We start from the raw sequence: 22553 nt of genomic DNA on the forward strand, positions 1-22553 counted from the left end.
CGGCGAACGCCCCGGCCCCGCCCTTCGGCGGGGCCGCCGCGCCGCTACCCGACGTTCATCGGCAGCAGCACCATCTGCCGGCCCTGCACGTGCAGGCGCGCCTGCAGCTCGACGGGCGTCTGGTTGTGCAGCCACGCGGTCAGGAAATTGACGCGCCTGAAGATCAGCTTGCTCGCGAAGCACACGCTGTTCGGAAACTCATCGAGCGTGGTTGACGCCAGCTGCATGAACTCGACGACCGGATTCGTGCCGAAGGCGATCCGGTAATCCGCCGCGATGCCGTTGCGCCGGCAATGCGCGACGTAGTATTCGAGCGATTCGGTGATCGTGTGCCGCAGCCGTTCCAGGTGCTCGTGGCCGTCGTACGCCTTCGCGTCGACCTCGCCGACCGCGAGGAAGATCACGTTGCGGAAGTGCCCCGGAAAGAGCCGGTTGACCCATAGCAGCGCGTGCATGCTTGCGCCTCGATGCTTGCCGACCAGCAGCACCGCCGTCGGCTGTGACGGATCGGGCTTGCCCGGCGCCTTCGCTTCGTCGACGGCCGGCGGCGGGCCGGCGAACAACTCATCCTCCCTGGCGAGCTGCACGCGTGTGTCGGCATAGTGGCGGTTGATCATGAAGCAGAGCGCGATCACCGCGCTCGTCACGAGCACCGTCAGCCAGCCGCCCGCGGTGAATTTCTCGACCAGCGTGATGACCAGCACCGTCGCGGTCACGCACAGCCCGAGCGCGGACAGGAAGAAATGCTTGAACCAGCGGCTGCCCGCGTCGCGGTGGCGCCACCAGTATGTGCACAGGCCGAGCAGCGACATGCTGAACGTGAGGAACACGTTGATGCTGTACAGCACCACCAGCACGTCGACGTTGCCGTGCGTCCACAGCAGGATCAGCAGGCTCGACACCCCGACCACGATGATCCCGTTCTGGCGGACGAGCCGCGTCGACAGGTCGCGGAAATGGCGCGGCACCCACGAATCCGACGCCATGTTCGACAGCACCGCAGGGCCGTCGAGAAAGCCGGTCTGCGCGCCGACCAGCAACAGCCCCGCCTCGAACGCGAGCACGGCGGCCAGCAGCGCATGGCGCGCGAACGACGAGCCGAGCCCCAGATGATCGATCACGCGGCCGAACACGACCGCATTGAGCGTCTGGCCCTCCACCGGCGTCGCGTGCCACAGCATGTAGAGCAGGATGATCCCGCCGGCGGTGAACGCCAGCGACGTCGCCATGTAGACCATCGTCACCTTGCCGCTCGGCACGCGCGGCTCGGCGAGCATGTTCACGTTGTTCGACACTGCCTCGAGGCCGGTGTACGTGCCGCCGCCCAGCGAAAACGCGCGCATCAGCAACGCGAGCATCACGAAGGTGCCGAGCGTCTGCGACATGCCGTGCGCTTCGCGCACCGCGTCCGGCGCGACGGCGGCCAGATGATCGCCGTGCACCGCGACGCCATAGACGATCAGGCCGAAATGCAGCACCACGAAGCCGATGAAGATCGGCAGCAGCACCAGGATCGATTCCTTCATGCCGCGGAAATTCAGCCCGGTCATCAGCACGATGAGCACCAGCTCGGTCGTCAGCTTGAACGCCTGCGCGCCGACCGGCAACAGGCTGAAGAATGCATCGACCCCGCTGGCGAGCGACGTCGCCACCGTCAGCACGTAATCGACCAGCAGCGCCGCGCCGGACACGAGGCCCGGTTTCGCGCCGAGCAGCGCGGTCGACACGCGATAGCCGCCGCCGCCCGTTGGAAACAGCTCGATGACCTGGTTGTAGCCGAGCGCGATGACGAACACCGTCGCGGCGGTGGCCAGCGCGAGGAACAGTGCGAGCGGCGTGTGGTGCCCGAGCGCGAGGAATGCCTCCTCCGGCCCGTAGCAGGACGACGACAGGCCGTCGGCGCCCAGCCCCACCCACGCGAGGAGCGGGGTGACGGCGATCGCGTGGCGCGTGCGCGGATCGAGCGGGTCGAGTGGCTTTCCGACGAGCAACTGCCACATTTTCTGGAGTGCGGTCATGGGTCCTCCGGCATGCTGGACGCGTCGGGTCGTACTACTCAAGGTAAATGACTTCCCCGGGACTTGCCAGTCGGCATCTTCCATAGGCGCGGCGCCGAAAACCCGGCGTTTCTTTCAAAACACCAACGCATCGCAAACATCCAGGCAACAAGCCGTCCGCGTGGCCGAGCGCGCGATGCCACTGCGCCGGACCCACGCCGCCTTCCGCGTGGCCGGCCGCGCGCCACGACCGGCCTGGCGCGTGACAGCGGCCCGGACTCCGCACGGGGACAACGCTCCCGGCACATCCCAAGTACTTCGCATAACGAACGTTTTGGCGAGAACGTGCCCGTGCGTTGGCGACAGCCATCGTTCCCGTTCGCCCGCGCATTGTGGACAGTGAAACGGCACGCCGGCGGCTTGCCCGCCCACTTCGATCGGCATCCGGCGGCTGCCGGCACGCTCAATCGCTTCCCGCTTGAATGCCATTTCCGGCCTAAAGAATTCGCATTTCCGCATGCCGGATCTTTTCCGGAAATTCACTCGGAAAATCCGTTTCCGTTATTGCGCCGCCTGATTGAACGCATCACGCGGCGTGCTTCCTGACGCCCTTCCCCGCCTTTTTCGCCGCCAACGGATCACGCAATTCGCTCGGCGAATTCATTGAGTATCTACGCGCAAAAATGGCAATGCCGCACGGCCGAATGCACACGGCGCTCATTGCCCGCCTCGTCATCCGGCCTGTAACGGCTTTTTCCTTTTTAAATCATCTCTCTGACGAGGATTCATCCATGCAACTCAAATCGCACCCCGCATGCCGGCCATTCTACGAAGCCGGCGAGATGTCGCAATTGACGGCCTACTACGAAGAAGGCCGCAACATCATGTGGATGATGCTGCGCTCCGAGCCGCGCCCCTGCTTCAACCAGCAGCTCGTCTCCGACATCATCCATCTGGCGCGCGTGGCCCGCGAATCCGGGCTGCCGTTCGATTTCTGGGTGACGGGCTCGCTGGTGCCGGAGATCTTCAACGTCGGCGGCGACCTCAGCTTTTTCGTCGACGCGATCCGCGGCGGGAAGCGCGACATGCTGATGGCGTATGCGCGCTCGTGCATCGACGGCGTCTACGAGATCTATACCGGCTTCGGCACCGGCGCGGTGTCGATGGCGATGATCGAAGGCAGCGCGCTCGGCGGCGGCTTCGAGGCGGCGCTCGCGCATCATTTCGTGCTGGCGCAGAAGGGCGCGAAGCTCGGCTTCCCCGAGATCGCGTTCAACCTGTTCCCGGGAATGGGCGGCTATTCGCTCGTCACGCGCAAGGCCGACATGCGCGTCGCGGAAGCGCTGATCTCGACCGGCGAGCCCCATCCCGCGGAGTGGTATGCGGAAAGGGGGCTCGTCGACCAGACCTTCGAAGCGGGCGAAGCCTACCTCGCCACACGCACGTTCATCGACGTGATGCGGCCGAAGCTGAACGGCATCCGGGCGATGATCCGCGCGCGCCAGCGCGTGCTGCCGCTGTCCCGTTCGGAACTGATGGACATCACGGAGGACTGGGTGCACTCGGCGTTTACGATCGAGGAGAAGGACCTGGCATACATGGAGCGCCTCGTGATGCTGCAGAACAGGCGCGTCTCCAAGCTGCGCACGGTGTCCTGAGCCTCGCGCATCGCCCGCTGACGTAACAGGCGGCACATGAAAGCTCAGGCGATCAGCCTGAGCTTTCTCTTCTCGCCGAGCCATGCCTCGAACGCGTGCGCCGACATCGGCCGCGCATAGACATAGCCCTGCACGTAGTCGACATTGACCTCTTTCAGGAAATCGACCTCGGCATGGGTTTCGACGCCCTCGGCGACCACCCCGAAATTCAGCGCGCGCGCGAGCGCGACCATCGAGCGCACGAGCGCCTGGGACTTGGCGTTGCGGTCGATGCCGCTGATGAAGCTCCGGTCGAGCTTGATCACGTCGATCGGCAGGCGCGCGAGTTGCGACAGCGACGAATAGCCGGTGCCGAAATCGTCCAGATGGATCTCGGCGCCGAGGTGGCGGAACTGCTTCATCATCCGCAGCACGCTGCGTTCGTCGTCGATCAGGCAGCTTTCCGTCAGCTCGATGTCGATCATCCCCGGTTTCAGCGCTTCGCTTTCGAGGATCGACGCGAAATGGCCGACGATGTTCGCGTCGCACAACTGGCGCGCGGACACGTTGATCGAGATGCGAACGTCCAGCCCCTTCGCCTTCCACCGCGCGGCCTGCGCGACCGCCGTGCGCATCACCCAGCGGCCGAGCGGGCCGATCAGGCCCGACTCCTCCGCATGGTGGATGAATTCGGTCGGCGCGACGAGCCCGCGCTCGGGCGACTGCCAGCGGATCAGCGCCTCGACGCTGTGCACGTCGCCGGTCGCCATGTCCACGAGCGGCTGGTAATGGAGAACGAATTGCTCCTCCTCCAGTGCCTTGCGCAGGTTGGTGTCGAGCCACATGTACTTCGCGACCTTCTGGTTCATGTCGAGCGTGAAGACGCGATACGTGTGGCGGCCGGCCTCCTTCGCCACGTACATGGCGGTGTCGGCGTTGCGGATCAGGGTTTCCAGCGTATTGCCGTGCTGCGGATACAGCGCGATGCCGATCGAGCAGCTCGTGTAGATCTCCATCAGGTCCAGATGGATCGGCGTGCGCAGGCGATCGAGAATCAGCTGGGCCGTCGCCTCCAGCAATGAGCGCGTCGCGTGCTCGAACAGCACCAGGAACTCGTCGCCGCCGAGTCGGGCCAGCGTCGCGCCGCCCGGCACGCAGCCCTTGATGATGGCCGACACGTCCTTGAGCAGGCGATCGCCGGTGACGTGCCCGTAGTGATCGTTGACCCGCTTGAAATTGTCGAGGTCGAGAAACAGGATGCCGACCTGGTGCCGCTCGTCGTCGTGCGACGCGTTCAGCGCGGCCGCGATCTTCTCATTGATCGCGTGGCGGTTCGGAAGGCCGGTGAGCACGTCGGTGTTCGCGAGTTCGATCAGCCGTTGCTGGGCGCTGCGCTCCTCGGTGATGTCGGTGCCCGAGCAAATCAGGAATTGCTCGTCGATGCCGCTTCCGCTCTGCACGAACTTGTTGCGGAACTGGTACAGGCGCGGGCCGTTGACGGTGTTGATGTAGCGCTCGACCGAGGTGGGCAGGCTGCTCGAAAAGAATCCGGCGATGTTGCTGCGCGATTGCGCCCCTTGCTCAGGGTTCATGAACAGCGCGAAGGCGCTCTTGCCGATCACGTCCACTTCGCGCATCCCGGTGACTTCCTCGCAGAGACGGTTGAAGCGTTGCACGATGCCGTTCCGGTCGAGGATGACCACCAGCGAATTGACTTCCGAGACGACCTGCTCGGCGAACGCGAGGCCGTGGGCAAGGTCGCGCGCGACCGACAGCGTGTCGGTATACGCGGATGCGGTGCCGGCCCAGTCGGTCGTGTCGAGCTTCTTGCCGACGAGGTGCAGGCTGACCGGACGGCCGAACAGCGCGATCTCCAGCACGAGGTGCGACGTGACGCCCGTCATCGCGCGGATCTGCGCAGCCTGGGCGGCGGTGAGGGCCACGCTGACGTTGGCCATGCCGCGGACGGCCGCCAGCTCCAGCGCATTGCTGTCGCTGCCCAGGCGCCAGCATGGGCTGCTCGTCCCGAAACGGGTTTCGAGCATCGCGCAATCGTTTTCGTCGTAGACATCCATGGACGAGCCCTGGCCGAGAAAAAACCGCAATATTAGACGTACGCGGACAATGCCAGAAGCTTATCCCGCCGCCCCACATGCCATTCCTTGAATTCCGACCGCGACAATGATCCAGCGCGCCATCGCCGATTATTCGGGCCAGACTGCCCGCTCCCCCGGGTCGCGCAACGCGATTCGCGTCGGCACGATGGCGCATGGACGTCTCATCTTATCAAATTACCGATTGGCCGGGGACGCGTGAAACCGATGCCCCGCCACATGACCGAAGGGCCGCGCATGCGCCCGGTTCAACCGGCAGACCGCTGCCCGCGCCGGCCGGTCGGCCTCGGGATTTCTGCACAACCGGACCGAACCGGCGCCGGGGCCTTATCATGGCGTCCCAGTCAGTCTCACCGCGTCGACCATCGTGCCTCACCTCGCCCCCCACGGCTCCCCCGCGACACTCGTCCTGCCCGGCGGCATCCGCATGCGCTACGCGCGGGCCGGGAACGGGCCGGCCGTTGTTTTCGTCCACGGCTCGCTGTGCGACTTTCGCTTCTGGCAGCCGCAACTGATCGGCCTCGCCGCGCACTTCGACTGCATCGCGCCGAGCCTCACTCACTATTGGCCGGGGCCGCATGCCGCGTCGCTGCCGGCGTTCGGCTGGCGCGCGCACGTCGACGAGCTCGGCGCGTTCATCCAGCGCCTCGGCGTCGCGCCGGTCCATCTGGTCGGCCACTCGCGCGGCGGATACGTCGCATTTCACGTCGCCGCGCATTTTCCCGCGCTCGTCAGGTCGCTGACGCTCGCGGACCCCGGCGGATCGCTGGCCGGCGCGACGCCCGACGGCGTGCCGACGCCGCTGGAGGTGAAACGCTTGCGCTCGCGCGCCGCCGCGCTCATCGCCGACGGGCAGGTGGATGCCGGACTCGAATTATTCGTGGACTCGGTCAGCCGGCCCGGAACGTGGAAGAAGAGCCCGCATGCGTTTCGCCTGATGGCCGCCGACAATGCGCATACGCTGGCGATGCAGTTGCGCGATGCGTTGCCGCCGTATGCGGAGGCGGACGCGCAGCACGTGACGTGCCCGACGCTGCTGATCGACGGCGAGAAAAGCCCGAAGGCGTTCCACGCGAACGTGGACGCGTTGAGCCGATGGATGCCGAACGCGACGCGGATTACGATACCCGGCGCGTCGCACGGCATGAATCTCGCGCGCCCGGGCGCCTTCAACCGGCATCTCGAGGCGTTCTTCCGGTCCGTCTGACGGGCAGCATCGAACGAGACGCGCGGCGAACGACGCCATACACGCCGTTCTCGCTCCGCGCACGCCCCGCACGCCCCGCACGCCATTCACGCCGCACATGGCGGCCGCCGTGGCGTGGCACGCCGTGCCGTTCAGGCGCGATCGGCCTGCTCGTCGCACGCAGCGGCGTCGAGCTGCGCGAGCGCGTGAGCGACGCGCGCGTCGAGTTCGTCCAGCGCACGCCCGATCGCTCCGATGTCAGGGCCCGCAGCCGCGGCGATCATCGCCTCGATCCGCACACAGACCTCCGTCACCTCGGTCTGATCGATCATCGCGAACGCGCCCTTGATCGAATGGATGCTCGCGCCAATCGTTGCCCAATCGCCTGCCCCGAGCGCGTCGCGCACCACGGCAAGCGATTCGGCCGTGCGCTGCGCCAGTATTCCGCGCAGCTTCGCCGACAGCACGAGCGGCACGCGTTCGCCGGCTGTGCCCCGGCTTGCGCCCGCCGCGCCGGCGTCACCTGCGCCCCCCTCTGCACCCGCTGCACCCTCTACAGCCTTGCCACCCGCGCCGCCTCCGCCAACGGCCCCATCGCCAGCCGCGCGGCCTGCCGCCGGCGACGCCGCATGCGGATCGCTCGCTCGCTTGAGGCAGCAACGCACGGCCGCCTCGATCGACGTCAGCGACATCGGCTTGAGCAGCACCCCCGAGATCCCCGCTTCGCGAAACCGCCGGGTCTCGGCGGCCGTCACGTCCGCGGTGATCGCGATGACCGGCGTGCGCGCCCCCTGGTTGCGCAGGCACGCCGCGAGCGTGTAGCCGTCCATCACGGGCATGCCCAGGTCGGTCAGCACGACGTCGTAGTGCCGTTCGTTGAAATGGCGCAGCGCGACCCGGCCGTTCTCGACGACGTCGCTCGTGTAGCCGAGCATGTCGAGCTGGTCGCGAATCAGTTCGCGATTCACTTCGTGGTCCTCCGCCACCAGCACGTGAAGGCCGCGCAGGTCGGCCTCGTCGCCCGGCGCCGCGTCGCGCGCATCCGCGTCGGGCTCGCCGGCGCCGACGCCGGCCGGCGGGAGCGGCAACGTGACCGTGAAGGCGCTGCCGCGGCCGACCGCGCTGTCGACCGCGATCATGCCGGCCATCGCGTCGACGATGCGCTTGCACAGCGCGAGCCCGAGCCCGGTGCCGCCGAAGCGCCGCGTGATCGATTCGTCCGCCTGCATGAACGCGTCGAAGATGTGCGCGAGCCGGTCGGCGGGAATGCCGACCCCGGTATCCGTCACGCTGACGACGAGCGGCGAGCGCGCGCCGCGATGCGCGGCACCGTCCGCCTGCGCGCGCACCGCGATCGACACGCTGCCGCGATCGGTGAACTTGATCGCGTTGCCGAGCAGATTGACGACGACCTGGCGGATCCGCGCCGGATCGCCGACGTACTGCCGGGCCAGCCCGGCATCGACCGACGCGGTCAGCGTCAGCCCCTTGCGCTGCGCGAGCGGCATCATCATCGCGACGGTATCGCCGATCAGCCGGCCGATGTCGAACGGGATCGATTCGAAGTTCATCTCGCCCGCTTCGACCTTCGAAAAATCGAGAATGTCGTTGAGGATGTCCAGCAGCGCGCGCGACGACGACGCGACCGTGCGCACCCGCCCCGCGACGGGCGCCGCCTGCGGCAGCCGTTCGAGCAGCTCCAGATGGCCGAGGATCGCATTGAGCGGCGTGCGGATCTCGTGGCTCATCGCCGCCAGGAATGTGCTCTTCGCCGCGTTCGCGCTGTCCGCGGCCTGCTTGGCGGCCGTCAGTTGCCGGGCCAGCTGCCGCTCCGCCGTCACGTCCGAGAACGCCGCGACGACGACCGGCTGCCCCTGATAGTGCGCGGGCGTCAGCTTCGCGGCGACGTCGATCGCATCGCCGTCGCCGGTCGGCCAGTGCAGCTGCACGTCCGTCGTCACCGACTCGCCGCCGCGCTGCTTGCGGAATGCCGCCGGCGCATGCCGCTGCAGCGCGTCACCGATCAGCGCGCCGCCGCGCTCGCCGATCCGCGCCTCGAGCGCCTGCATGTGGGCGCTTTCGAGCAACACCGTGTTGTCGCTCACCTTGACCAGCGCGAGCCCCACCGGCGCCGTCTCGATCAGCTTGCGGCTCAGGTGTTCGCTGTCGAACACCCGTTCCGAGCGCTCGAACAGCGGCGCCAGCGTCTTGCGATTGAACAGGATCACGAAGCCCCACAGCAGCGCGACCGCGAACGCGGTCAGGAGCGCCGGCGCGGCGACGCTGGCGGCGACGCTGCGCGCGATCACCTGCCACGGCACCGTGTAGATCAGCGTCCAGCCGCTGTCGCCGAGGCCCCGGGACACCGTCAGCATGCCGCCCTCGTAGGCGCTCGTGATCTCCGTGACGGCCGCGCGGCGCTGCCGCGCCTGCACGCGCGCGACGAGCGGCGCAGCCGGCACGTCGGCCGAGGTGCTGGCCACCGGCCTGCCGTCTTCGTCGACAACGGTATACGTGCCTTCGAACTCGCGGCCTTCAAGCTCGGCAAACAGCTCGGACGGCTCGAATTCCCCGACGACGGCCGCAAACGCGTGCGCGCCGTCGAACGCGAGCGCCGCGACGCGAAAATACGTGCGTCCGCTGAGCGGGTCGACCGCGGGCGGCAACCACTTCAGCTTGCCCGGCTGGCCATGCGGCGGCCGCGGCCAGCCGGCGAAGCCGTCGAGGCCCGAGCCGAAGAACCGCAGCAGCCGCGCCCGGTCCGCGAGCGCGGCCGCGACGCGCGGGTCGGACAGGTCCGGCATCGGCAGCAGGCCGACGGTCGCGCCGGCCGGCGTCACGATGTAGCCCCGCGGATTCCAGCGCACGATCATCGAGCTGCCCATCATGCCGGCGAAGCGCACGCCGGCCTCCTCGCTGCCGCGCGCGATCGCGAGCAGGCGGCTGACCGCCTGCGCGTCGTCCTTGCGCGCGGCGGGCAGGCTGAGCATCAGCGGAATGTTCGTGTCGCCGGATTCGGGAAAGACGATCCTGCCGTCCGCTTCGAACTGCCGAAGATCCTCCGGCGCGCCCGGGCCGCGCCGCTTCCAGCTGTTCTGGACCGAGCCCGTGGCGAACCGCACACGAATCTCGGCCGCCTTGACGCTGTCGATCACGCCGGCGAGATCGCGCGTGAACGTGCCGTATTCGTCCGCGAACCGCGTGTGCACCACGCCCGCGGTCGCGAGCGCGAACGCCAGCACGACCAGGGCCGTGACGGCGGCCGTGCCGGCGAACAGCAGCATCTGCTGGTGGGCGCGAAAGCGGGCGAGCAGGGTCGGGGAAGACGGTGTGCGCATGGCGGGGCGGGACGGCCGGCTGACGGCTCGACGGTTCTTGTGAACGCCAGTATCCGGGCTGGCGCGCATGAGGGCAACCCGTCGGCCGGCGCGGCCGGCGCGCAGGTATCATGGATGCTTCGCGCCGCCGCGATGACGCGCCTGGGAAGCGGCATCGGCGACGCATGAACGACGACAACATCACACACAAAAGTCGCGAACATCATGAATCTTCAGTTTTCGATCCGAGTCATCATTGCCGACGATCACCCGACCGTGCTCGGCGGGCTCGTCCACACGCTCGAGCCGGTCAGCACCATCAAAGTGGTGGCGTCATGCTCGAACGCCAGCGAACTGATCACGGCGCTCGAAAAAACGCCGTGCGACGTGGTCGTGTCCGACTATTCGATGCCGGGCGGCGAGTACAGCGACGGCATGGCGCTGTTCGAGTACCTGCAGCGCCACTATCCGGACACCGGCATCGTCGCGCTCACGGTCATGGACAACGCCGCGGTGATCCAGTCGCTGATGGGCGTCGGCATCAAGTCGGTCGTCAGCAAATCCGACCCGACCGGCCACATCATCACGGCGATCCACGCGAGCTATGCCGGCGGCGCCTATCTGTCGCCGACCATCGAGGCCGCCATCAGTCATTCGGCCGACCCGACCTCCGGCGCGCAAATGCTCACGCCGCGCGAGAGCGAGGTGGTAAGACTGTTCGCGTCCGGCCTGTCCGTCACCGAAATCGCGAAACGCCTGAACCGCAGCAAGCAGACGGTCAGCACGCAAAAGATGGTCGCGATGCGCAAGCTTGGCGCGGCCAACGACGTCGAGCTGATCCGCTATGCGATCGAAACCCGCCTCGTCGCGGCCTCGCAGCCGAGGGAGCAGTAACGCCCGCCCCGGCGGCGCAACGCGCCGCCTCCATGCCCACCTCATACCGCCCGCTTCACTTTAGGATAAGTACGAACCAATCCCACCGAAATCCGGTCCCCAGTACGATATCGGCTCCCCGCCGATGTCCCTAGACTTGCCTGAGCGCCTTCCGGCGTGCACGGGTACGAGAACGACGAAACCTTCCCGGCTGCGCGCGGCGGGCGCGCCGCCGTCGATCCGCCCGCCCTCGCGTATCGCACGCCTCGTCAACACCGGACATCCCCGCATGCAGAAATTCGCCATTCGCGTCGTGATCGCCGACGATCATCCCGCCGTCCTGATCGGGCTCGAGCAGATCCTCGCCGCCGTCGACACGATCCAGCTCGTCGCCGTGTGCCGGAACTCGACGGAACTGGTTGACGCGCTGCGCCGCACGCCGTGCGACGTCGTGATCTCCGATTACGTGATGCCGTCGGGCGACTACGGCGACGGGCTCGCGCTGTTCGGCTACCTGCAGCGGCATTTCCCGGACGTCGGGCTCGTCGCGCTCACGATGATGAACAACCCGGTCGTGATTCGCGCGCTGGCCGCGCAGGGCGTGTCGTCGGTGCTCAGCAAGGCCGATGCGATCGGCCACATCATCACTGCGATTCACGCGAGCTTCGCGCACGGCACGTACATGTCGCCGAACGTCCGGGCAATCCTCTCCGAGACCAGTCATGGCACGGCCGGCATGGCGCAGGATCTGCTTCCCCGCAATCTGTCGCCCCGCGAGGCGGAAGTCGTACGGCTCTTCATCTCCGGCTATTCGGTCGCGGACATCGCGGCCCACCTGAAGCGCAGCAAGCAGACGGTCAGCACGCAAAAGCGCAGCGCAATGCGCAAGTTCGGCGCATCGACCGATGCCGAGCTGATCAAGTTCGCGCTCGAGGCGGCCAGCGACGGATCGGCCGACGTCGGCGGCATCAACCAGGCTTGACGAACGCGGGGGGCGCGTCGGAAAGGCGCTGATTCGCGTCGATGCATCAGGCCAGGCGCCGCGCCAACGCGGCGCGCCGCACGCGGGTTTGCGATACGCGGCACGCGGCGAGTCGCCCGCCGCGTGCCGCGCCGGCATCAGAACTTGTGCCGGATCCCCGCGTGGACCATCAGTTGCTTCGACGACGACGACAGATCCTGCGCGCCCGGCACGTAAGCCTGATCGAGCGACGAGCCGGTCGCCGAGCCCGCGACCTTCTGGTATGCGCCGAGCAGATAGACGTCGGTGCGCTTGGACAGGTTGTAATCGGCCATCAGGCCCACCGAATGGATCTTCGGTTTCACGCTGCCCGTGGTCGCCTCGTAGCTCTCCATCGTATAGACGTACTGCGCGCCGACGAAGAACGACGGCGTCACCTGATACTTGCCGTTCACCTCGAAATTCTGATACTTGAGCGACGTGAGCGTCCCGCCCGCGAGCGGCCCGCTCACCGGCTGGATCGTCTCCGTGCCGAACAGGTAGCCGACGTTTTCCGACGGGCGGCTGATGTTGCTGTTCGTGTACGCGAACCCGACCGTCGCAGGACCGGCCGTGTAATTGATGCCCGCGCCGAAGATCCGCAGCCGCGACGACACGAAGTTCGCATCGGCGCCGACCGTCCCCGAGCCCGCGATCGCGCCGCCCGACGTCGCGCCCGGATTGTCCGCGTTGAGGAACGCAGCCGCGACGAGCAGCCCGCCGTTCTCGTACTGCGCGCCGACGCTCCACTGGCGATTGTTCGCGAATCCCGTATCGTTGCTGAAGCTGTAGGTGCCGCCGAACGAGAAGCCCGAGAAATCCGGGCTCGCGTACTTGACCGTGTTATTGACCCGGAACGAGTTGCCGGTGTTGTCGTTGTCGAACGGATGCGAGAACGGATACACGCCCCAGCTGCCGTTCGCGGTCGTCGGCGCGAGATAGTCGACGAGCGAATCGTACTGGCGGCCGAGCGTCACCGTGCCGTAGCGCGTGCTGCCGAGACCCACGTAAGCCTGCCGGCCGAACGCGCGGCCGCCCTGCGCGAGCGTCCCGGTGGCCCCGTTGAAGCCGCTCTCGATCTGGAACAGCGCGGAATATCCGCCGCCCAGGTCCTCGTTGCCCTTCAGCCCCCATCGGCTACCCTGCGCGAAGCCGCTCGCCATCTGATAGTCGCTTTTTCCGCCGACGTTATTCGTATAGCCGATGCCCATATCGATGAGCCCGTAGAGCGTCACGCTGCTCTGCGCGAACGCGGGCGCCGCGAACATCGCCGGAACGATGACGGAAACCAATCTCCACTTCATTTGCATACCTTATCAATCATGGCCGAGAACGGCCTGTTTTTACGACTTGCCCGTCGAGCCGTCAGTGCGGCTCGACGTCCCCTTCCGCCATCCGGCGCATGGTCTTCGGCACGCCGCCCGCGTCACGTCGCCTGACGATGCGCGGGCGCCATGCGGCGTTCATTTCGCGCCGTAAATGTCGAAGTCGAAATATTTCTTGTTGATCCGCGCGTACGTGCCGTTCGCGAGAATGGCCGCCAGCGCCTGATTGAACGCCTCGCGCAATGCAGCATCTTCCTTGCGAAGCCCGAGGCCGTCGCCGAGCCCGAAGTATTTCGGATCGTCGATCGGCGCGCCGGCGAACGCGAAGTCCTTGCCTTGCGGCTTCTTCAGGAACCCGTCGCTCGCCGCGATCGATGCCTGGAACGACGCGTCGAGCCGCCCCGACACGAGATCGATGTAGACCTGGTCCTGGTTCTGGTACGACACGATCTGCACGCCCGCCGGCTGCCATTTCGCGATTGCATAGTCCGCCTGGCTCGATCCCTGCTCGACGCCCACGCGCTTGCCCTTCAGCGCTTCGGCGCTCGGCAGCAGCGACGAGCCCTTTCGCACGACCAGCCGGGCCGGCGCGTTCGAGATCTTGTTCGTGAACGCGATCTGCTGCATGCGCTTCGGCGTGATCGTCATCGACGACGAGATCACGTCGAACTTGCGCGCGAGCAGGCCCGGAATCATGCCGTCGAAATTCGACTCCACCCACACGCAGCGCGCACGCAGCTCCGCGCACAGCGCGTTCGCGATGTCCACGCCGAAGCCGGTCAGCTTGCCGTCCGCCAGCTTGTATTCGAGCGGCGGATAGGTCGGATCGACCGCCAGACGGATCTCCTTGCCCGAAAAATCGTCGGCATGCGCCGCACTCGTTCCCGCCGCGAGCGCCACTGCGAGCGCCGCCATCCACTGTTTCATTGCCTGTCTCCTTGAATGAACCGAATCCGTCATCGGCGTGCCGCGACGCCGTTCTTGCCCCGTCGACGCGCCGCGCGTCACCGGAGAAACCGCTCCGCCAGCGTGACCCAATAGCTCGCGCCGACCGCGAGGCACGTATCGTTGAAATCGTATTCCGGGTTGTGCAGCGCGCAGCCGGCCTCGCCTTCGCCGTTGCCGATCGACAGGTAGCTGCCGGGGCACGCGTCGAGCATGAACGCGAAATCCTCGCTCGCGGTGAGCGGCCGCATCTCGTCGATCAACGCATCGGGGCCGCCCCATTCGAGCGCGACCTTCCGCGCGAACGCGGTCTCCTCCGGGTGATTGACCAGCACCGGATAGGTATGCCGATAATCGATCTCTGCCTCGGCGCCGAAGCTCGCCGCCTGCCCGTGCACCGTTTCGCGGATGCGTCGCTCGAGCAGCGCGCGCACGTCGGCCGACAGCGCGCGCACGCTCAGTTGCAGGTCCGCATGCGCCGGGATCACGTTCGACGCGGTGCCCGCGTGGATCGACCCGACCGTGATGATCGCCGCGTCCTGCGGGCTCACGTTGCGCGCGACGATGGTCTGCAGCGCCATCACGATCGACGCGCAGACGACGACCGGATCGACCGTCGTCTGCGGCGCCGCGCCGTGCCCGCCGCGCCCGGTCACGCGTATCCGGACCTCGTCGGCGGACGCCATGAACGGCCCACTGCAGAAACCGATCTTGCCGGCCGGAAACCCCGGCACATTGTGCATCGCGAACACCGCGTCGCACGGGAACTGCTCGAACAGGCCGTCCTCGATCATGCGCCGCGCGCCGCCGAGCCCTTCCTCGGCCGGCTGGAAAATCAGGTTCAGCGTGCCGCGGAACCCCTCGCGGCCCGCGATGCAGCGCGCCGCGGCCAGCAGCATCGCGGTGTGGCCGTCATGGCCACAGGCGTGCATCACGCCGTCGATCCGGCTCGCGTACGGAAGCTGCGTCGCCTCGCGGATCGGCAGCGCGTCCATGTCGGCACGCAGGCCGAGGCGCAGCCCCGTCCCGCGCGTCAGCGTGCCGACGACACCCGTGCCGCCGAGCCCGCGCGTCACGCGATAACCCCACGTTGTCAGGCATTCGGCAACCAGATCGCTCGTCGCGCGCTCCTCGAAGCCCAGCTCCGGATGCGCGTGCAGGCGGTGGCGCAACGCGATCATCTCCGCCTCGATTTCCGCCATCTCGGGCAGCACGCACTCACGCTTCACGTTCCCTTCTCCTTGAATTCGTCTCGCCGTCGCCCTTTGGCCGGCGGATCGTGACTGGATCGTATGCAGCGAAAATCCGTTGGAACAGCCGCAGTTTTGTTATGATGACAACCGTTTGTTGTCACATATCGTCACGATGAAGCTGCATCAACTGCAGGCGCTGGTCGCCAGCGCGGAGGCCGGGAGCATTCGCGGCGCGGCACGCGCGCTGGGACTGTCGCAGGCCGCCGTCACGCGGGCGCTGCGCGAGCTGGAGGCCAGCGAGCGCCTGCCGCTGCTCGTGCGCGCGCCGGAAGGCATCGGGTTCACCGAGTACGGCAAGGCGCTCCTCACCCACGCGAAACTGGTGCTCAACCAGCTCGAACATGCACAGAACGACCTCGCGCGGATGCGTGGCCGCGTCGAAGGGCGGCTGAGCGTCGGCGTCACGCCGTGGGTCACGCTGACGTTTCTCGCCGAGACGGTGCGGCTGTTTCGCGAGCGCATGCCCGACGTGCGGCTGGAGCTGTACGAGAGCCTGATGGCCGTGGCCCAACCGCTGCTGCGCGACGGCAGCATGGATTTCGCGCTCGGCCAGTTGCAGCCGAGCGCCGCCGCGCAGGAATTCGCGAGCGAGCCGGTGCTGACCTACGAGACGTCGGTGATGGTGCGTGCCGGCCACCGTCGCGAGCAGGCGCGCTCGATTCACGAGCTGCTCGACGAGGATTGGGTGCTCAATTTCGCGCCGGACGGGCAGGCGGCGCTCGTCGACTACCTGTTCACGCGGCACGGCGCGCAGATCGACGATCGCCGGATCGTCCGCGCGCAGTCGCTCGCGATGCTGCAGACGATGCTCGAGCAGGCGGACATGTGCAGCTGGTGCCCGACCATCCTGAGCCACGTCCAGCCGTTCGGCGGCCGCATGCGCGCGCTCACGCTGAAGGAAACGTTCGAGCCGAGACAACTCGGCATCGTCACCCGCCGCAACAGCACGTTGAGTAGCGCCGCGCGCTGCTTCATCGACTGCTTGTTCCAGGTGATCCGGCGCCACGCGCGCTCGGCCAGAAAGGAAGACCTCGCGTTGTTCGAGACGCTGGCGCTGCTGATCTGACGCCGGCGGGCGAGCCGTTGGCGGAGCCGGGTAACGCACGGCGGAGGCACGCGCGCGGCAACCCGGCGAAGCGCGGCCGGCCCCAAAAAAGGTTCATCGAGGATTACCGGGGAGCACGGCGCAGACCGTCCGCGTTCGGCCAAATTCGAACGTTCGACGCGGTGATGGAATCGGCCGAACCCCAATCAGAACCGGTCGCTCAAACCGTTAACGATTCGAGATTGAGGGTGTTCGACGTCAGGTTGATCCCACGCGTGGCGCTCGCTTCCGGATTGAGACGTTCGCGGGACGAGCCACTGACGTACGAGGCGATTTGACGGGTCTGCGTAGATCCGTCCGATCAACGCGCTCAGGCAGGTAGAAAGCAGCAGATAGCAGGCCACGAGCCCCAGCTTCTCATCGCCTGTCACGTCGGAAGGAGGAAAGAGCGTCCGCAACATGCCAAGCACGATGAGGTGAAACAGATAGTCCGGTTTCGCGTGCCGGCGCAAGTCATGCCGCGCTCGTGGCCCACTGCACGAACGCCGTGCCCGCTTCGCGCAAAACGGCCTCGCGCGCGTCCATGCCGATGCCGGGCGCATCGTAGTAGACGGCGACGAGCAACGGCGCGCGCCCGGGCGGGCGCACAAGCGCGTAGTCGTTGGTCTCGCTCTCCACGCGGGTTCCGGGCCGGTCGGCGGCCAGCCAACCGGCGGGCAACACGGGGCGAATCCGGTTGCGGCCCGGCTTACAGTCGATCATGCCGCGCTCCAGTTGCGCGCGCGAACGGGTACTCAGGACATCGCCGAGCAGAAGGCGCTGCGCCGTGGTGGCGATGGCCTTCGGCGTCGTGGTGTCGATGCGAATGGTCCGGTCGTCGGCCATGGTCAATGGCGGAATTCTCCTGCGTCACTGGAAAGCGGGTCACGTCGGGTTTGGCCACCTGATCTGAAATCGATGTCATCGCTAGATTAGCTACAGTCGTGAGAGCGACACAGTCATCTCGCAGAAGAGCTCGCATTCGCGGGTGCGAACCTCATGTTGAACCAGGACGCACCGCACCGGTAGCGTTGTTGCCGAAGTCTCCGCTATGGATGGCTACAGGGTGAACACTGGGCTCGGGAAATGACGAGTGGCTGTCGCGGATGGACTCCGGATAACGCCGTTAGTCGAACGTTTCAATTAGTTTGAGTCCTTCAGGCCAATCGCCGAGGCCGCTATCGCCATTGAGATGCCCCCGCGCTCCAACTTCGATCAGTCCGCCACCCCAGGCTGCTGCGCGGGCGCGTGCGAAGTCTGCGCTGCCATAGGGATCATTGGTGCTGGACACGACGATCGTCTGAAACGGTAGCCGCTCCGATGGCAACGGAATGAATCCGCTCGCGGCCACCGCGGGAAATGCCGGCGCGGCCGGATCCGGCACGGCAACCAACAGCGCACCACGGATCCGGGTTGCGTGGCGGACGGCCCAATGCACCACGGCCAGACATCCGAGGCTATGCGCCACGATGACTGTTTCCTCGCCGATTTCCGCTACCTGACGTTCGATCGCCGACACCCAGTCGTCGCACACGACCTGATCCCAATCTTCGACTTCGAGGCGCCGCCAATCCGAATGCGCCGCCTGCCACATGCTCTGCCAGTGCAATGGACCGGAGTTGCCGATGCCTGGAACAACAAAAACGGGGTAGTCCATCTGCCAACTCTCCATCAGTGAATGAGCAACCAGTGTAAAAGCTCACGAATTCAGGCAACATCGCGAATCAAATGAATTGATGGCGATATATGTCTAAATTGACGGAAATTGAGGGCTCCCACAAATGAAACCAAGGCCGGTAACGTTGGACAGGCTTGACTGGCGGATACTCGAAGCGCTCCAGCGCAATGCACGCATCAGCAACACCGAGCTTGGGAAGCAGATCGGACTGTCGCAACCAGCCGTCACTGCCCGCATCAAAAGACTCGAGGAGCAAGGCGTCATTGAAGGTTACGCGGCGCGGATCAATCCGGGTCTCGTGGGCCGCGGCATCGCCGCGATCGTGCGGATTCGCACCACCCACGCTCAGATAAAGCACTGCCTCAGCGCCTTCGAAGCGATGCCTGAAATCGTCGAGGCGCACCGGATCACCGGCGAGGACTGCTTCATGGTCCGCATTGTGGTCGAAGAGATGACACAACTCGAAGTGGCAATCGATGCGCTGGCCAGATTCGGACCGGTGACGACCTCGGTCGTGCTGGCCAGCTATCCACCGAAGACGATCTGCGGATCTCAACCTTGACCGGCTACCATGTGGATATCGGCCGCACCCTACGCGTTGGCATCTCCTGTCGCCTGGCCCTGAACGTCTCTCGGCCGAAGGATTTTCTCAACGAGGCGTGCCGACATCTCGCGACTCAACAGCCTTTGCAAATTGGCAAGCAGCCGGTTCTGCGTCCCGACAATCCGATAGCTCCGGTTGCGATCCAGCGCCCACAATGCATCCTGCACCACACTCGCGACAGGCATCGGCGTGCCGACAGCCGCCTCCTTCGCGCCAACGACATCGAAAAAAGCGGTTTGCGTCGCGCCGGGACATAGCGCGACGACCCGGATGCCGCGATGCCGGTTCTCAGCCCAAACGGCTTCTGAAAATGACAAAAGAAAGGCCTTGGTTGCGCCGTAGACGGCCATATAGGGATCGGGTTGGAATGCGGCTGTTGACGCGACGTTGATAACCGCACCATCGGATCGCGCCTGCATCCCCGGCAGCAGAAGATGAGTCAGCTCGATTGCGGCCATGCAGTTCACCAGCACTTCATCGCGTTGGCGCGTCCATGCAATCGTTTCGAAGCGCCCGTAAGCTGCAAAGCCCGCATTGTTGACGAGTACATCGACGAGCGTGCCGGTAGCCTTCAGGTGATGACCGATCGTGTGTACGGCGTCAGTTGCGCGCAAGTCGACCGCCAGGAAATCGGCGTCGCACGCATAGTCGCGTCGCAGTTCTGCAGTCAGATCGCGCAGCTTGTCGTGAGAGCGGGCGACCAGCAGAAGTTTCGCACCACGTCTGGCCAACGCGTAGGCGAACCCGCGCCCGATACCCGACGATGCACCCGTGACAAGGGCTGTTTTTCCGTGAAAATCGAAACGATTTCTCATAGCCAGCTGATGGAGTGGAAGGTGAACTGGACTGTAAACCGTTGACTAAAGGCAACGGTCAAGCCTTAATGACGGTCCACCACATTGAATGGAGGCAGCATGCGCATCGGCGAACTATGCAAGCGGGCGGGCGTTTCGCACGATACCGTGCGCTACTACGAGCGGATTGGTCTGCTGGACAAAGCAACACAACCTCACGCGACCAATACGTACAAGCGCTATTCCGAACTCTCGTTACAGCGGATACGGCTGATCATCCACGCGAAGGCGTTGGGCTTCACCCTCGCGGAAATTGGCGATGTCATTCATGTATGGGATAGTCCGGCGTTCGGTGTCGCGCAAAAGGTCGCGTGCCTGCAAGCGAAGCTCACGGAACTCGACGAAAAGAGCCACGCGCTGACCACGCTGCGTGCAGGGCTGCTGAATGCGCTGGCCAAAGTAGGCAGCGATTGTGTCGAAGGACAAATCGCGTGGTGAGGCGCGGTTGGTGAAAGCGACAAGCCGCCTCAAGCAAAAAGCGTCAATGGCCACTTCGGTTCCAGGCGAGAGTCCGGTTCGGGTCGAATGTTGCTCGACGCGGCCGCATCGACGATGCCTACGTCGCCATGTCTCGCATCGGGTCGTGGTCGGCCAGGAGCGGTCCTCGACCATAAACGCTTCGCAGTCCTGCGAGTGTCGGCTTTCACGCAACGGCAGCCACGCAATGCCCGGAGCTCTTTTGGTCCGGGCAAGGGGCTTTGACATTGAGATCCGCGCAATGCATAGGCAGGGATGCGTTCGGGAGAAGTTGAACGGCTATCTATTGACGGCCATATCAACGCTTCCGAAGCCAATTCCACCGTCAGCCGTTCGCGTTATTTGAATGGTGAGTTTCGAGAGATATTTCGCAGGCGTTGCAATCCATCGCATGATCGTCGCCTTTTCATCGCCGCCTGGGATATCTTCCCCGGTCTCATTCTGAAGCAGTAAATCCTGTACAACACCCGCAGCCAAATCAGGCACGCTCAACAGATCGTCCAAATGGCCTTTCTCCTCGAAGGACTTCGCAAACCCGACGACGTCGAGCCTGTGCGACAGGTACATGCCAAGCACTCGGACGAGTATTTGCTGGGTATTCGTGAAATTCCACTTTCTACCGTCTTCGTTGATCACGTCTTTGTCGCTGTACCAGAGCAACCTCTGGTTCTCGTGCGTCAGCAACGACGCAAATGCCGCGATGATGTTGACTATGCGAAGAACCTTTTCGGCTCCCGGGCCATGCCATTCGCCGAGGCCTTCCTCTTTCAGTTGCGTCACCATGACCGAATGAGTCTGCTTCTTTTGTGCACCGAATACAGTCTGAATCCGCTTGTCGATCGCGATGGTAATGATCGCACCGTGAATGAAACTGTCGACCAACTGCAGATACTCGGGAAGCGCGCGTGCCTTGGCACCTGATGAAAGCTTCTTGTATGCGAACTCGCTGTAATGTTCGAGCAGGCCATACTTCTTTCGCAGCTCCCTTATCTTCTCTTCGAATGGCCCGACCTTGTTGTATGCAAGGAAAAGGAACGAGTAGGTGTGAAACTTCGCGCTCGAATGTTCACCACCGAAGTCTGACATTACAGCGATCTTGCTGTCGTCGGAGAAGTCCGGGAGCTCTCGAATCGATTGTTGAACGATTAGGTTCAAGAGGTGTGAGAAATACGGGTATTCGTCCGTCACCTTCGAAAGCTCAAATGGCCCGATTTTTTTGATTTTCTGTTCGACAGGGACGACTACAACGGAGAACTTCGTCGAGTCAGGTGCATCAGTTTCGGGCGATTCCGTAGCTGCACCAATTATTGTCTTTTTGAATGGAGGCTTCATTGATTCCATTGGGGCGCTCAGATTTCCAGGGGTTTGAAACACGCCGCTGCGCGTCAAGCTGTCGCCGAAGCCATGCCTTTTTGTATATCAACCCGCTTAGGCCAGCATTGCACCTGCTGTCACACCCACCCCAAGTCCTTGAGTGACCTCAAGTCCTGCCGTACCAATCGTGCTAAGTACTTTCGCTCCCATAGTTTTACCCTCCTTGGCGCTCAAAGTCTGCGCCTGACGTGAAGCTAGTAGATGGTTTTTAAGCACTGCAACCAACAACACAAGAAGGACCTGGAGCGGGATGAGCCAATGGGGAATCGAACCCACGATGCCGACCACTAGCCTAAACGGGCTGAAACTGCGCACGATTTTCCGTGTTTTGTACTGTCGGCGCAAGGGGTTCGCGGTCCACTACTACAGCACATACCGCGCCTACTGCCGGACTGAAAGGGTGAATCCGGGGGGCTGTCGGATTCCGTCGGTCGCCGTCGCGGCATCAAGGACACTCGCCCGATTGCTCCACTCGGACACCGAGCCTTCGAGGTGAGCGGCACTCAACGGAGGTAAAGGGTTGCGTTATGCCTTTGCATGCCACGCGCGGGAGGCGAACTTCGTGCTCGGTTGCCGGTCGGTCAGAAGCGGCCACTCGCGAAAACCAAGCCAAGTGACCGCTTCGGGTCGGGATCTGCCATCCGTGTCCGCGGCCTCCGACGATACGGTACGATCTTCGTCGTCGGGGCGCATTCGGCCGATTTGGGACATCCGGCGGGGCGCGCCAATTGTTGACAATCACACCCTCGACGCATCGCGCATCGGCTCATGATCGCCGTTCGTTCGCTCGTGCTACGATTCGCGGTGCCTGACTGACAAACGAAAGCAGGCAATG

18 protein-coding genes are annotated in these 22553 nt (G+C 65.0%); 8 read left to right on the forward strand and 10 right to left on the reverse strand.

The window, feature by feature from the left end; all coding sequences use genetic code 11:
• Positions 1–44: 44 nt before the first annotated feature.
• On the reverse strand, positions 45–2018 hold the full coding sequence (locus LIG30_RS08960) for an APC family permease (RefSeq protein WP_038711424.1): 1974 nt from the start codon (positions 2016–2018) through the stop codon (positions 45–47).
• Positions 2019–2396: 378 nt separating this feature from the next.
• Here LIG30_RS08960 and LIG30_RS26150 point away from each other — a divergent pair, with 378 nt between their 5' ends.
• Both LIG30_RS26150 and LIG30_RS08965 read left to right on the forward strand, forming a co-directional pair.
• Positions 2397–2603 (forward strand): hypothetical protein, encoded by a 207-nt coding sequence (locus LIG30_RS26150; RefSeq protein WP_152986047.1) that lies wholly within the window; start codon positions 2397–2399, stop codon positions 2601–2603.
• Between the two features lie 185 nt (positions 2604–2788).
• Entirely contained in the window at positions 2789–3655 is an 867-nt protein-coding gene (locus tag LIG30_RS08965) for a crotonase/enoyl-CoA hydratase family protein (protein WP_038711426.1), read from the forward strand.
• 44 nt (positions 3656–3699) lie between these two features.
• Here the strand turns inward: LIG30_RS08965 and pdeR are convergent, their stop codons facing one another.
• Positions 3700–5709 carry a cyclic di-GMP phosphodiesterase gene (pdeR, locus tag LIG30_RS08970; RefSeq protein ID WP_038711428.1) on the reverse strand — a complete coding sequence of 670 codons (2010 nt, stop codon included), beginning with the start codon at positions 5707–5709 and terminating at the stop codon, positions 3700–3702.
• A 466-nt stretch (positions 5710–6175) separates the two neighbouring features.
• On the opposite strand from pdeR, the gene LIG30_RS08975 reads away from it, so the two are divergent.
• Positions 6176–6955 carry an alpha/beta fold hydrolase gene (locus LIG30_RS08975; RefSeq protein ID WP_051994932.1) on the forward strand — a complete coding sequence of 260 codons (780 nt, stop codon included), beginning with the start codon at positions 6176–6178 and terminating at the stop codon, positions 6953–6955.
• A 131-nt stretch (positions 6956–7086) separates the two neighbouring features.
• On the opposite strand, the gene LIG30_RS08980 is transcribed toward LIG30_RS08975, so the two are convergent.
• On the reverse strand, positions 7087–10272 hold the full coding sequence (locus tag LIG30_RS08980) for a hybrid sensor histidine kinase/response regulator (RefSeq protein ID WP_083493963.1): 3186 nt from the start codon (positions 10270–10272) through the stop codon (positions 7087–7089).
• A gap of 204 nt (positions 10273–10476) precedes the next feature.
• On the opposite strand from LIG30_RS08980, the gene LIG30_RS08985 reads away from it, so the two are divergent.
• Entirely contained in the window at positions 10477–11145 is a 669-nt protein-coding gene (locus tag LIG30_RS08985; RefSeq protein ID WP_038711432.1) for a response regulator transcription factor, read from the forward strand.
• Positions 11146–11413: 268 nt separating this feature from the next.
• On the forward strand, positions 11414–12106 hold the full coding sequence (locus LIG30_RS08990; RefSeq protein ID WP_038711435.1) for a response regulator transcription factor: 693 nt from the start codon (positions 11414–11416) through the stop codon (positions 12104–12106).
• Positions 12107–12243: 137 nt separating this feature from the next.
• Here LIG30_RS08990 and LIG30_RS08995 read toward each other — a convergent pair whose 3' ends face one another.
• The 3 genes from LIG30_RS08995 to LIG30_RS09005 all read right to left on the reverse strand — a co-directional run bounded on the left by LIG30_RS08995 (position 12244) and on the right by LIG30_RS09005 (position 15575).
• Positions 12244–13428, reverse strand: a complete 1185-nt coding sequence (locus LIG30_RS08995) for a porin (protein ID WP_038711437.1) — start codon at positions 13426–13428, stop codon at positions 12244–12246.
• Between the two features lie 159 nt (positions 13429–13587).
• The gene (locus tag LIG30_RS09000; protein WP_038711438.1) at positions 13588–14376 is read right to left on the reverse strand and encodes an ABC transporter substrate-binding protein; all 789 of its coding nucleotides are present in this window, start codon (positions 14374–14376) and stop codon (positions 13588–13590) included.
• A gap of 77 nt (positions 14377–14453) precedes the next feature.
• Positions 14454–15575 (reverse strand): M20 aminoacylase family protein, encoded by a 1122-nt coding sequence (locus LIG30_RS09005; protein ID WP_083493969.1) that lies wholly within the window; start codon positions 15573–15575, stop codon positions 14454–14456.
• 175 nt (positions 15576–15750) lie between these two features.
• Here LIG30_RS09005 and LIG30_RS09010 point away from each other — a divergent pair, with 175 nt between their 5' ends.
• Positions 15751–16713 (forward strand): LysR substrate-binding domain-containing protein, encoded by a 963-nt coding sequence (locus LIG30_RS09010; RefSeq protein WP_235510262.1) that lies wholly within the window; start codon positions 15751–15753, stop codon positions 16711–16713.
• Positions 16714–17205: 492 nt separating this feature from the next.
• On the opposite strand, the gene LIG30_RS09015 is transcribed toward LIG30_RS09010, so the two are convergent.
• Together LIG30_RS09015 and LIG30_RS09020 are read right to left on the reverse strand one after the other, a co-directional pair.
• Positions 17206–17577 carry a serine hydrolase gene (locus tag LIG30_RS09015; RefSeq protein ID WP_235510264.1) on the reverse strand — a complete coding sequence of 124 codons (372 nt, stop codon included), beginning with the start codon at positions 17575–17577 and terminating at the stop codon, positions 17206–17208.
• Positions 17578–17857: 280 nt separating this feature from the next.
• Positions 17858–18388 carry an RBBP9/YdeN family alpha/beta hydrolase gene (locus tag LIG30_RS09020; protein ID WP_038711490.1) on the reverse strand — a complete coding sequence of 177 codons (531 nt, stop codon included), beginning with the start codon at positions 18386–18388 and terminating at the stop codon, positions 17858–17860.
• Between the two features lie 124 nt (positions 18389–18512).
• Here LIG30_RS09020 and LIG30_RS09025 point away from each other — a divergent pair, with 124 nt between their 5' ends.
• A complete protein-coding gene (locus LIG30_RS09025) occupies positions 18513–18971 on the forward strand; it encodes an Lrp/AsnC family transcriptional regulator (protein WP_038711441.1) in 459 nt (152 codons plus the stop codon).
• Positions 18972–19000: 29 nt separating this feature from the next.
• Here LIG30_RS09025 and LIG30_RS09030 read toward each other — a convergent pair whose 3' ends face one another.
• On the reverse strand, positions 19001–19828 hold the full coding sequence (locus LIG30_RS09030) for an SDR family NAD(P)-dependent oxidoreductase (RefSeq protein ID WP_038711442.1): 828 nt from the start codon (positions 19826–19828) through the stop codon (positions 19001–19003).
• Positions 19829–19927: 99 nt separating this feature from the next.
• On the opposite strand from LIG30_RS09030, the gene LIG30_RS09035 reads away from it, so the two are divergent.
• Positions 19928–20305 (forward strand): heavy metal-responsive transcriptional regulator, encoded by a 378-nt coding sequence (locus LIG30_RS09035; RefSeq protein ID WP_038711443.1) that lies wholly within the window; start codon positions 19928–19930, stop codon positions 20303–20305.
• A 318-nt stretch (positions 20306–20623) separates the two neighbouring features.
• On the opposite strand, the gene LIG30_RS09040 is transcribed toward LIG30_RS09035, so the two are convergent.
• A complete protein-coding gene (locus tag LIG30_RS09040) occupies positions 20624–21685 on the reverse strand; it encodes a hypothetical protein (protein ID WP_200929659.1) in 1062 nt (353 codons plus the stop codon).
• Positions 21686–22553 lie beyond the last annotated feature (868 nt).

It is taken from the genome of Burkholderia sp. lig30, assembly GCF_000687455.2.
Lineage (GTDB): Bacteria > Pseudomonadota > Gammaproteobacteria > Burkholderiales > Burkholderiaceae > Burkholderia.